We start from the raw sequence: 12692 nt of genomic DNA on the forward strand, positions 1-12692 counted from the left end.
ACGATCGCATGGAGGCGAAGATCGACGCGCTGGTGCGCCTTGTGGGACGGGAGAGAGGCGCCGCCATTATCGCGGAGATCGACGAACGGTACCTTCGGACCAGCGGGCATCCACAGCCGCACGCGCATCCAGGGCATGAGGACACGCTGCGACGGTTGTGAGCCTCCGTGCCGGCCAGGCGAATTCGCGGGCCAGGTCGAGGGCAAGGACCGGCCGCGGGCGCGCTCGATCCGGCCAGTCGACGAGAGGGTCGGCGCTCATGCCTGCGCCACCTCCCCTGCGAACGGGCTGGCCGAAGCCGGCCAGGCTGCCGCCATTGGAATGCATCCGTGCTCGGCCATGAACCAAGCCGCGATCCCCCCGCTAGCGACTTCAGCGCCGCCTGGATGGCGCGTTGCGCGCGTCCGGCTCGCAGGCGAGGATCTGAAGGATCCGCCGATCGCCGCAATCGCATCGCCCCCGAAGCCGCGGACGTCGAGATCAACCCGAGAACGGGGTAGGTCGGGCGTGCGGTTGAGGACAACCCCGGTTGGCTGATCGAAGTGGGCTGATGTCTGGGCACGCGCACCGGTCGCAGGATCGCGCCGGTTGGCCAGCAGACCGTTCCACAGGTTCGCCGCGGTCGAAATTGCGCCTCGCCCCTCCAGACGCTAGCTAGGTCGCCCACCGAGGCTTGGGCATCCGTCGCGACCGGCGCGCCCTAGGAGAGACCATGAATCTGGCGTCGACGCCGCGGGGGCAGGCTGTGCTGCATGCCGTCATCGGCAGCACAATGGCGGCCGTCCTCATTGCGGATATGCTTCTGCCGCTGAATGTGGCGGTCTGGGTCTTCTATCTGTTGCCTATGGCGCTCGCCTATCTGGTCTGGCAGCCCGGTATTCCCATCCTCCTGGCCTTCCTCGCCTCCGTCTTCACCCTGATAGGGTTCTTCTTCGGTCCCGCGGGCGGCGACGTTGCTGCGGTTGCGGTCAACCGCAGCTTCGGGATCGTCACGGCCTGGACCATCGGCGTCACCGGCTTCTTCTTCGTGCGCAACCGTATTGTCGTGCGCCGACAGGAATGGATGCAGGCCGGCCAGGTTGCGCTCGGCCAGCGCATGGGCGGCAACCAGACCCTCGGTGAACTCAGCGCGAATATCCTGGCCTATCTGTCCGACCATCTCGGCGCGCAGGCGGCAGCGATCTTCGTCCGCGACGGCGCTGGCTTTGAGCGCCAAGCCACCTATGGCGTGCCGGAACCCGCAAGCCTGCCCGGGCGGGTAGAGGAGGGCGGCGGATTGCTGAGGGAGGTAGTCCGCGACGGCCGCGACATGCTCGTGACCGATGTGCCTGAGGGCTATCTCCAGGTCGGATCGGGCCTCGGCCGTGCACGTCCGCGATCCCTGCTGATCGCGCCCATGCGGGTCGATGACGACATCAACGCGGTGGTCGAGATCGGCTTTCTGGGCGACGCGCATCTGGATGCGCGGGCCTTCCTCGAGCAGGTATCGCGGTCGGTCGGCGTGGCACTCGGCGCGGCCATGTACCGCGCGCGGCTGCGGGAATTGCTGGAGGAAACCCAGCGCCAAGCCGATGAGTTGCAGCAGCAGAGCGAGGAACTGAAGTCCTCCAACGAGGAGCTGGAGGAACAGGGTCGTGCGCTGCGGGAATCCCAGGCGGAAATGGAACGCCAGCAGGCGGAGCTGGAACAGACAAACGTCCAGCTCGAGGAACAGACGCGCATCCTGGAAAGCCAGCGCGACGACCTCGCCCATGCCCAGGCGGCTCTGCGCATGCAGGCGCGCGACCTGGAACAGGCGAGCCGGTACAAGTCCGAATTCGTCGCCAACATGTCGCATGAGCTGCGGACGCCGCTGAACTCGCTGCTGATCCTCGCGCGCCTGCTATCCGACAACCGCGGCGGCAACCTCACCGCCGAGCAGGTGAAGTACGCCCAGACCATCGAGGCGTCGGGCAACGACCTGTTGCTGCTGATCAACGACATCCTCGACATCTCCAAGATCGAGGCCGGCCGGCTCGAACTGCAGCCGAGCCGCGAGCGCATTGCGCCGATGATGGAGAAGCTCGCGGCGAGCTTCCGCGCGCTGGCCACCGAGAAAGGGCTGGAGTTCCGCACCGAGATCGCCGCCGACGCACCGACCGAGATCGACACCGATGCGCAACGGCTGGAACAGGTGCTGAAGAACTTCCTGTCCAACGCGCTGAAGTTCACTGAAAAGGGTGAAGTCCGGCTCAGCGTGGCTCGTCGGCCGCAGGGGCGGCTCGCCTTCACCGTGCGCGACACAGGCATCGGCATCCCGGCCGAACAGCAGCAGGCGATCTTCGAGGCCTTCCGCCAGGCGGACGGCACGATCAACCGCCGCTATGGCGGGACGGGGCTCGGCCTGTCCATCTCGCGCGAACTGGCGCGGTTGCTCGGCGGCCATATCGAGGTGGAGAGCGTGCCCGGCGAGGGCAGCGCCTTCACCTTCTGCCTGCCGGAGATCTACGATCCCGCCTTGGCAATGGACACGAGCGCGCCCGTCGTCCCGCCGGTGATGGTGCTCGACGCGCCTGCCTCCACCGCGCGCCGCGCCCCCTTGCCGGCTACCGAGATCAGGACGCTGCCGGCTCGCGCGCCGGCCTTCGAGGATGACCGGACGCGGTTGGACCGCAGCGGTCGCACGATCCTTGTGGTGGAGGACGATCCGGCCTTCTCCCGCATCCTCTATGACCTAGCGCATGAACGCGGCTTCCAGTGCATCGTCGAGGGGACAGCGGATTCGGGCGTCGAGGCGGCGCGGGAGTTCCTGCCGCATGCGGTCATCCTCGATATTGGCCTGCCGGACCATACGGGCCTGTCGGTGCTGGACCGCATCAAGCGCGACACGCGCACCCGCCACATCCCGGTGCATGTCGTCTCGGTCAGCGACTACGCGCAGACCGCGCTGTCCTTCGGCGCCGTCGGCTACATCCTGAAGCCGGTGAAGCGCGAGCAGCTGATCCAGGCGCTGGAACGCATGGATCGCCGCTTCACCGAGCGCGTCCGGCGCATCCTCGTGGTCGAGGACAATGAGACGCAGCTCGAAAGCCTGAAGTCGCTGCTCTCCTCCGCCGAGGTCGAGGTGATTGGCGCACGCACCGCCGCCGCCTGCCTGGAGGAGTTGCGGCGGCAGACCTTCGACTGCCTCGTGCTCGATCTCAGCCTCCCGGATGCCTCGGGCTTCGAGGTGCTGGAACAGCTCAACCGGGACGAGGACGCCGCCTTCCCGCCGGTCATCGTCTATACTGGCCGCGACCTGACCCTGGACGAGGAGCTGCGGCTGCGCCGGCATTCGCGTTCCATCATCATCAAGGGCGCCAAATCGCCCGACCGTCTGCTCGACGAGGTGACGCTGTTCCTGCACCAGGTCGTGTCCGACCTGCCGGACCAGTCGCAGCGGATGCTCGCGCGTTCGATGAACCGCGACGCCGCCATCGAGGGCCGCAATATCCTCGTGGTGGAGGACGACGTGCGCAACGTCTTTGCGTTGACCAGCATCTTCGAGCCGCATGGCGCGACCGTGACCATCGCCCGCAACGGGATCGAAGCCATCGCCGCCCTGGAACGCGCGCAGCGTGGCGAGACTGCGCCGGTCGATGTCGTGCTGATGGACGTGATGATGCCGGAGATGGACGGTCTGACCGCCGCGCGCGAGATCCGCCGGCGGCCGGAATGGAAGTCCCTGCCCATCATCTCGCTGACCGCCAAGGCTCGGCCGGAGGATCAGGAGCAGTGTCTTGCCGCAGGCGCCAACGATTACCTGGCCAAGCCGCTGGACGTGGACAAGCTGCTCTCCCTGGTACGAGTCTGGATGCCGCGATGAGGATCTGGGACGCTCCGCAGGCCACCGAGGACATCGAGACCGGCCTGTTCCTCGAGGCGCTGCACCAGCGCTACCACTACGACTTTCGCGGCTATTCCCGCGCGTCGATCGCACGGCGGCTGGAGGAGGCGAAGCGCCGCTTCGGCTGCCGCAGCCTGTCGCTGTTGCAGGACCGGCTGCTGCATGACCCGTCGGTCCTGCCGGAACTGATGGACCTGCTGACCATCCAGGTCAGCGAGATGTTCCGCGATCCTAGCTATTTCCGTGTCCTGCGCGACACCGTGGTGCCGCATCTGCGCACCTACCCATCGCTGAAAGTCTGGGTCTGCGGCTGCGCGAATGGAGAGGAAGTCTACTCACTCGCCATCATGTTCCGCGAGGAGGGGCTGGAGGCGCGCACAATCTTCTACGCCACCGACATCAATCCCGGGGCGCTGCGCAAGGCGGAAGCGGGGATCTACGATCTGGACCGCATCGCGCTGTTCACCGAGAACCATCGCCTGTCCGGTGGGCGGTCGTCGCTGTCCGACTATTACACCTCGGGCTATGGCGCGGCGGTGTTCGACCGAACGCTACGCGCGCGCACCGTTTTCTCCGAACACAGTCTGGTCTCGGACGCGGTGTTCTCGGAAGTCCACCTCATCTCCTGCCGCAACGTGCTGATCTATTTCGACCGGGAGTTGCAGGACCGGGCGCTCGGGCTCTTCTCTAACTCGCTGGTGCATGGCGGCTTCCTCGGGCTCGGGGCGCAGGAGACCGTGCGCTTCTCGAGCGAGGCGCCAGCATTCTCCGACTTCTCGGCATCGGAACGCATCTATCGCCGCGCGCCGACGCGGCCCATTGTCGTGGGGATGAGCGATGCCGTCTGATGCAACCGGCGGCGAGGTGAAGTTCCTCCTGGTCGATGACCTCGAGGAGAACCTGTACGCGCTGGAGGCACTGCTGCAGCGGGATGGACTTCGTCTTTACAAGGCGCGGTCCGGGTCCGAGGCTCTGGAGCTGCTGTTGGTGCACGACTTCGCCCTCGCGCTGCTCGACGTGCAGATGGACGGCATGGACGGGTTCGAGCTGGCGGAGCTCATGCGCGGGACCGAGCGCACGCGACGCGTCCCCATCATCTTCCTGAGCGCCGTCGCGACCGATGAGCGACGGCACTTCCGCGGCTATGAGACGGGCGCGGTGGATTTCCTGTTCAAGCCGCTGAACGCGCAGATGCTGACGAGCAAGGCGGGGGTGTTCTTCGAACTGGCCCGGCAGCGCGCGGAACTCGCGCGCCAGCGCGATGACCTGCGGCAGGGCGCGGATCGGCTGGCCGGCGCTCTGGCGCGGCTGCGCGCACATGCGGACAATTCTCCGCTGGCGGTGATCGGCTTCGATGCCGACTTCCATATCACCGACTGGTCGATGGGGGCCGAGCGCATTTTCGGCTGGCCCCAGGATGCCGCGATCGGCCGTCACGCGGAGGAATTCGGCTGGCTTCCCCACAGCGAGAAGCCGGCATTCGCGGCGTTCCGCGCGGAACTGTGCGGCGGAGAACAACGTAATCTGGTCGCCCTGCGCCTCCAGACGGCCGCTGGGAGTGTGGTGGATTGCGAGTGGTATGCCTCAGTCCTGCGCACGTCATCCGGGGCGTTTGTGTCGATGCATGCGCAGATCCTCGACGTCACGGAACGCAAGCGGGTGGAAGCCACGCAGCGCCTGCTGCTGAGCGAGCTGAACCACCGCGTTAAGAACATGCTTGCGACCGTGCAAGCGATCGCGACGCAGACCCTGCACAGCGCCAACACACCTGAGGATTTTGTCGACGATTTCTCTGGCCGCCTGCAGGCGTTGGCCAGGGCGCACAGCCTATTGAGCAACTCCACCTGGCAGGGTGCGATGCTACGCGAACTGGTCCAGGAACAGCTCAGGCTGGGCACGTTGGACGAGGCACGGCTGGAGGCCTCGGGCCCTGACATCTGCCTGGAACCGCAGCTTGCGTTGCATGTCGGGCTGATCCTGCATGAGCTGGCGACCAATGCGAACAAGTACGGCGCCCTCACTGTGCCGGACGGCCGCCTGTTTCTGAGCTGGCAGGTGGTGGACGCCACATTGCATCTCAGGTGGCGGGAGCGCGGAGGCCCGCGCGTTCAACCGCCGCGGCGCATTGGGTTCGGGACCATGTTGATCGAGCAAAGTGCCGCCGCGCAAGGCGGTACGGCGCGCGTGGCATACGGGGACGGTGTGACATGGGATATCGCCCTGGCGCTGCCGCACGCCGTCATGGCGCCGGAGGCCGCCGGAGCCGGCCCGCCGGCTCAGACCGCATCCGCCGCCAGGTCCACCGGTCTGCGTGGCCGACGGATCCTGGTGATCGAGGATGAGGCCATCATCGCCATGCAGATAAGCGAGCTTCTGACGGCTGCCGGCGCCGTGGTCGTGGGCAGGGCCAGCACGGTTGAGCTGGCACTGGCGGCCATCAGCGCGGGCGGCTTCGACGGCGCCGTGCTGGACGGAAACCTGCGTGGAGAGGCGGTCGGCGGCGTTGCGGCAGCGCTGTCGGACCGCGGTCTGCCCTTCGTCTTTGTCACTGGCTACAACCGAGAATCCTTGCCGGAAGGCTTCGCCAAGACTCGAGTACTTCTCAAGCCGTTTTCGTCGCGCCGTCTTGTCGAGGCTGCGGAGGGCCTGTTCTCGGCGGACGCAGTGACGTCGCCGGAGACATCCGCGCGTTGACGGCGCGTTGGGAGAACACGGCATCATCGGAGTGGATGTAGCCGCGCCTCGCGCCCCGATGGTGGCGTCGGTACGCCCAACGTCGTTGCATAGGCTGGCGCAGGAGTGCAGAGGACGTGTGGCGTCACGTCCGGCGCCAGACCGACCGCCTGAGCAATCCTTCCGAACAGCGACGGAACGCCGCTGATCGGTCCAGCGCCGCGGCTTGCTGGAAATAACAGCGCTTCAGGTTGGCCCCGATCCAAGCTCCGCGGCCGGTCGCATGCGGCAGTCACCAACGGGCGGATGCCATGTCCGGTCTAGGACATCGGCAACCTCGACGTGCCGCGGGCAAGGTCAACCCTGACAACGATCAGCGAAAGCCCCTCATCGCTGCACCAGCCTGTCAGCGCGAGGAACGGCATCGCCTCCCGGCCCTGTGTGTCGACCTCCGACCCGCGTCGCCAGCGCCCGCTGACACGTCTCGCTGCCGGGGGGCGGGCATGCAACCGATATCCAAATTCGGCCAACTCTATCCGCGGGCGCACAGAATCACCCCCCGATGCGCAGATACAGCGCTTATCCTGCGCGCACCGAGCCATCGGATGACCGAGGCAGGAGGGACGTCGCATGGAGCGACACGACGAAGGCATGCCCTGCGCTGCAAGAGCCGTCCCCTACAGTGTCAGGCATGCCGTCCTCTACATGCGCCATGCGATGCACCGGCGTCTCACAGCGGCGGAAGTCGCCAACGCCGCCGGTGTCCCGGAACGGAGCCTGCACAGGCATTTCCTGCACTTCCTGGGTCAGGCACCCCTGGTTCACTTCAAGACGATGCGCCTGGCCGCCGCGCGCACGGCGCTGCTGGCATCCGGCGCGGAGAACGCCACCGTCACCGATATCGCGACGCAGTTCGGCTTTGTACATCTGGGCAGGTTTTCGCTGGACTACCGTCTTCGCTTCGGCGAGTCGCCGTCGGCGACCCTTGCGCGTGCGCGCGCCGCGGCGACCGAGAGCAGGGAGAGGGCGCGCGCTCGGCCGGCGTGCCCTGCCATCCGGCGGCCGGTGCCAGCCCTGGTGGTCATGCCGATCCGCACCGCGGCGGCGGGTATGCAGGAGAGACTTTTCGCCGAGGGATTGGCCGAGAAGCTCGCGTCCGCCCTTGCGCAGGCGCATGGCTTCTCAGTCCGCCCGGCGCGGGCGGAGCCCGACTTGAAGTCGCAGCCGCCAAGCGCACACTACTGCCTGGTCGGACAGATCAGCCGGCTGTCGGAACATCGCATACGCGCCGTGCTGCGCCTCCTCGACCTTTCGCGGGACGGTCGCCATCTCTGGGGCGATGCCTTCGACGGTTCGATGGACGACTTGATCTCATTCGAGAGGCAGACCCTTCACGCTGCGAGCAGTGCGGTTCGCCCTGGTATCGAGGCCGCAGAGATCGAGGTTGCGCGCCGTCGACCGCCGCAGAGCCTGGAGGCGCGCGATCTGGTCCTGCGTGCCATGCCGTTTGTCCTGGCAACGGACGCGGTCAGCGCCCGTCGCGCCCTGGAAATGCTGGATGTCGCCATGCACCTGGATCCGGATGATCCTGCGCCGGTGGCGCTCGCGTCCTGGTGCTGCATGCAGCTGGTACTTCACCATGAAACGGACAATCCGGTCGCGGCGCGCGCTGCTGCTCTTGCCCTCGCCAACCGCTCGGCCGTGCTCGATCCTCTTGGCGATCCACTGACTCTGACGGGTCGCGGCTGTGTCGCCACATGGGCGGGTCAGCCGGTCGTGGCAGATGCGCTACTCGCCCGCGCCCTAGCCATAGATCCCTGCTTCGGCTGGGCCTGGGAGCGCAGCGCCTGCGTGCACGCCAATTACGGTCGCGCGGATCGCGCGGTCGCGGCCTACCGACGTGCCATGGCGCTCAAAGGCCCACGCGCATCGCTCGCCAATTGTGCGGCCGGCATGGGATACGCACATCTCTGCGCTGGAAGGCATGAAGCGGCGGCGCGCTGGATGGGAAGGGCCCTGGCCGAGAACCCTGGCGCGAGTTGGCTCCACTTCACACTCGTCCCCTGTCTCCTTGCCCTGGATGAGGAACAGGCCGCGCGCTCCTCGATCGACCGGCTTCGTCGCGTCTATCCGGGGATGACGGCGCAGCGCGCCGTCGCGACCTTGCCGGGTCCATTGCAACCCATCTGGACGCAGCGCCTGGATCGCTTCGTGGCGCTTGGTTTGCCTGCCTGAGCCCCACCTCGTCCTATCGTCGTCCAGCCGAGGATGCGTCTTAGGTTGTCAGTTTAAAAACCCTTCGCGCATTCGTCTCGTAGATGCGCCTCCGTTCGTCTTCGGTTACGGCTGCGCCGTCCATGAAGCGCACTGCCTCGGCGTCATCCTCGTAAGGATAGTCGGCGGCAAACAGAATGCGATCGGCGCCGAGCACGTCCAGGCACAGCCGCAGAGCTGGCATCGAGGTGACCCCGGCCGTGGTGATCACGAAGTTCTCGAGGAAGTACTCGGACGGCAATTTGGGCAGCTTCTCGATGGCTCCGATCTTCACCTCGAGCAGATAGCGGTTGTCGATGCGCTGAAGCCAGAACGGTATGCCCTCGCCCATGTGGCCGAGCACAATCTTGAGCTTCGGAAAGCGATCGAAGGTGCCCGACATGATCAGGCGCATCGCATGCAGCCCGGTCTCCGCGGCGAATCCCCAGCCGGCGAAGTAGAGGCCGTAGTCGAGATAGGGCGCCACCATGGACGGCGCGGGTTCGCGCGGATGGAGGTAGATCGGCATGTCGCACGCCTGGGCCGCCTCGAAGACGGGCCGGTACTTGGGGGCGTCGAGATACTCGCCCTTCGTGTGGGAATTGATGATCAGGCCAGACAGGCTGAGCTGTCCGGCCGCCCGCTCGATCTCCAGCGCCGCGGCGGTCGGGTCTTGCGGCGCGATGGCTGCCAGGCCGGCGAAACGCGTGGGATGGGCACGCACGGCGGCGGCCAGCGCATCGTTGGAGGCCGCGGCTAGCCTCGTGGCCACCGATGCGTCGAATACCTGCACACCCGGCGAGGTGAGCGACAGGACATGCATGTCAACGCCGATCGAATCCATATGGGCGATTCGGCCGGCACCGATGTCGAGCAGGCGATCATCCAGCGGCTTGTTCGCGGGCGTCTGCGCCAGGATGGTTTCGCCCATCTTGGCGAAGCCGGGCTCCACGTCGCGGCTGGCCAGCACGACTTGCCATTGCGCCATGATCTCGGGCGTCACGAAGGCTTCTTCGACCGCGATGCGTCGTATTGCCATGGATGTGCTCCCTCGGTGATTTCAGTCCGGGCTGTCGAGGTAGCGCAGGCCAAATTCGACGTCGATGATATGGCAATGATTTTCAAAGCTCATCGGGGCTGTGCCGGATGCGAGTCGTCGCGGCTCTGGAACCGCACGCCCTTCCGACGCTGCCATTACCCGAGTCAGGGGAAGGCTTCTTGCCGCCGCCCCACGAAGGCCGGGTGGCGAAGCACACACGATCAACATTGCGCGATCTCGGCGACGTTCCAAAGGCGCCCGTCCTGCGAGGACATCATCGGCATCGGCCAACGAAGGGCGTCCGAAAGACCGTAAGGTCTTGGAAAGACCCGCGGCCCGGCCACCGACAGTAGCGATTGCTTCAGCCCGCCTTCGCCGTTGGTCAATGAAACTGTCATTCGGCAACTTGCCACGGTCTCAAGACATCCAAGCCGAGTCATGGGATATCGCAACGAGAAGCTCGGCAGGAGGAATCGATCGTGGCGAAGGAAAATCCCCCGCAACCATCTCGCCGCGACCTGTTCGCATCGGGCGCAACATTGTTGGGTGGCTCCACGGCGTCAGCCGCGGCGCAGGGCACGTCGCCGGCGGCCAATCCTCGCAGGGCGCCTGATGAGCCGCCGGGCGGCTACAATATCCTGTTCATCCTCGTGGATCAGGAGCATTTCTTTCCGCGATGGCCGTTCCCCGTGCCGGGGCGGGAGTGGATCAAGGCCAACGGCATCACCTTCAACAACCACCAGGCGGCATCCTGCGTGTGCTCACCGGCACGCTCTACGATCTACACCGGCCGGCACATTCCCCACAGCGGCGTCTTCGACAACGCCAATGCCCTGTGGCAGCCGGACATGTCGACCGATGTGAAGACCGTGGGCCATCGCCTAGCGCAACTCGGTTACCACGCGGCTTATCAGGGCAAGTGGCACCTTTCCATCAACCTTGATCAGGTGAATGAGGCGATCAAGGCGCCGCTGCTGGATTATCGCAACATCATCCAGAGCTACGGCTTCGACGACTTCTTCGGTGTCGGCGACATCAACGACCGCACGCTCGGCGGCTACAACTACGACGACACGACCACGGCTTTCGTCACGCGATGGCTTCGCACCAAGGGGCTGGAACTCGCCGCGGCCGGCAAGCCCTGGTACCTCGCCGTCAACTTCGTCAACCCGCACGACGTGATGTTCATCAATTCGGACCTGCCGGGGCAAGACGTCCAGGGCAAGGCCTCCTCGATGCCGATCGCGCGCGCGCCGGCGAACGACCTGTACAAGGCGCATTGGGACGTGCCGCTGCCGACCACCCGCAGCCAGCCCTTCGACGCGCCGGGCCGACCGAAGGCGCAGCAGATCTATCAGGAGGTCATCGACGTGCTGGTCGGCCAATGGCCGGATGAGGATCGTCGGTGGCGAGTTCTGCAGAACTACTACTTCAACTGCATTCGCGACTGCGACCGGCAGGTAACCCAGGTGCTCGATGCCGTGAAGGCCAACGGCATGGCCGACAACACCATCATCGTCTTCACCGCCGACCATGGCGAACTCGGTGGCCATCACCAGATGCGCGGCAAAGGCAACTCGACCTATCGTGAGCAGAACCATCTGCCGCTGATGATTGTCCACCCGGCCTATCCCGGCGGGATCGCCTGTGATGCAGTGACCTCCCAAGTGGACCTGACGCCGACGATTCTCGCCCTGACGGGCGCCGATCCAGGCAGGCTCCGCGCCGCGGGTGAGGGGCTTCCGGGCCGTGATCTCACGCCGCTGCTCGCTGAGCCGGCCGGCGCGGCCGCGGATGCGGTGCGGCCGGGCGCGCTGTTCTGCTACAACATGCTTAGCTATCAGGACGCCCAGTGGGCCGCGCATTTCGACGTACGGTCCGACGCGACCGCCCCGCTCGCCCAGCGCATCGCGGCTATCCAAAACCAGCCGCCCAATTTCCATTATCGCTGCGCCATTCGCAGCGTCTTCGACGGGCGCTACCGCTTCTCCCGCTATTTCTCGCCCGAGGGGTTCAATACGCCGACAACCTGGGAAGCGCTGACGGCGGCAAACGACATCGAGGTCTATGACCTTCAGAACGATCCTCAGGAGGTGAACAACCTTGCCTCTGGCGGCCGGGTGAACCGCGACCTTCTCATGTCGATGAATGCGAAATTGAACGGGCTGATCGCGCAGGAGGTGGGTGTGGATGACGGCAGCTTCCTCCCGCTGAGGGACGGCCGGTGGCACTTTCCGCCGGCCAGTGAGCGGTAGCAGACCGCCTTCCAGCGGCCGACACTAGGAGCTGGGCGTCCGCCGGGCGCCTATGCTCCGCTCCGGCTGGACGTCGGCCCCGCGTCACTGCGTTGATGCGACCCAGCCAAAAGGAAGCAGCGGTTGCCCGTCGGATGCTATGGCTGCGCTATAGCCGCCGGCGGACACTTGGAATCAGATCATCGGCATACCGTAGTAGTCGTAAATGCCGCGGCCATAATCCGGCCTGTCCCAAGGGCGTTCGTCCGCACGATAATGCGGCGCCTTGTCGAGTTGCTCCCGTGTCACCGACGTCACATATCCGCCGAGTGCCACGTCGTATTCCAGGCTGTTCCACGGCAAGGGGTAATAATCATCGCCCATGCCCAGGAAGCCGCCGAAGCTGACAACCGCGTACGACACCTGGCCCGATACCTTGTCGATCATCAGCGTGTAGATCGACCCGATCTTCTCGCGGTCGCGCCCGTAGACGCTGGTGCCCTCGACCTTGTCCGAGGAGATGAGCTGTTGCGTCTCGTCGAGCGCGACGGGCTTCCCGCTCCTGGTCGCATCTGACATGGCGATGACCCTCCTTGCGGTTAGATGAATGACCTGGGGACGCCCCTGC

General features: G+C 65.9%; 8 protein-coding genes. 6 read left to right on the plus strand and 2 right to left on the minus strand.

Annotation, left to right across the window (positions count from 1 at the left end):
• The first annotated feature begins 8 nt into the window (after positions 1-8).
• From GXW78_RS06145 to GXW78_RS06165, 5 genes are all read left to right on the plus strand, one after another.
• Complete coding sequence (locus GXW78_RS06145; protein WP_211867014.1) at positions 9-161, plus strand: hypothetical protein; 153 nt, start codon at positions 9-11, stop codon at positions 159-161.
• Positions 162-712: 551 nt separating this feature from the next.
• Positions 713-3844 (plus strand): response regulator, encoded by a 3132-nt coding sequence (locus GXW78_RS06150; RefSeq protein WP_211867015.1) that lies wholly within the window; start codon positions 713-715, stop codon positions 3842-3844.
• Entirely contained in the window at positions 3841-4713 is an 873-nt protein-coding gene (locus GXW78_RS06155; protein WP_211867016.1) for a CheR family methyltransferase, read from the plus strand. Before GXW78_RS06150 ends, GXW78_RS06155 begins: the two co-directional genes overlap by 4 nt.
• Entirely contained in the window at positions 4703-6559 is a 1857-nt protein-coding gene (locus GXW78_RS06160) for a response regulator (protein WP_211867017.1), read from the plus strand. Before GXW78_RS06155 ends, GXW78_RS06160 begins: the two co-directional genes overlap by 11 nt.
• Before the next feature lie 609 nt (positions 6560-7168).
• Positions 7169-8773: a helix-turn-helix domain-containing protein gene (locus GXW78_RS06165; RefSeq protein WP_211867018.1), complete on the plus strand. Its 1605-nt coding sequence runs from the start codon at positions 7169-7171 to the stop codon at positions 8771-8773.
• 40 nt (positions 8774-8813) lie between these two features.
• Here GXW78_RS06165 and GXW78_RS06170 read toward each other — a convergent pair whose 3' ends face one another.
• Complete coding sequence (locus tag GXW78_RS06170; protein WP_211867019.1) at positions 8814-9830, minus strand: amidohydrolase family protein; 1017 nt, start codon at positions 9828-9830, stop codon at positions 8814-8816.
• Between the two features lie 479 nt (positions 9831-10309).
• Between GXW78_RS06170 and GXW78_RS06175 the strand changes: the two genes are divergently transcribed.
• A complete protein-coding gene (locus GXW78_RS06175; protein ID WP_211867020.1) occupies positions 10310-12085 on the plus strand; it encodes a sulfatase-like hydrolase/transferase in 1776 nt (591 codons plus the stop codon).
• A 174-nt stretch (positions 12086-12259) separates the two neighbouring features.
• Here GXW78_RS06175 and GXW78_RS06180 read toward each other — a convergent pair whose 3' ends face one another.
• A complete protein-coding gene (locus GXW78_RS06180) occupies positions 12260-12643 on the minus strand; it encodes a PRC-barrel domain-containing protein (protein WP_211867022.1) in 384 nt (127 codons plus the stop codon).
• Positions 12644-12692 lie beyond the last annotated feature (49 nt).

The sequence above is a fragment of the Neoroseomonas terrae genome, assembly GCF_018129025.1.
Taxonomy (GTDB): Bacteria; Pseudomonadota; Alphaproteobacteria; order Acetobacterales; family Acetobacteraceae; genus Neoroseomonas; species Neoroseomonas terrae.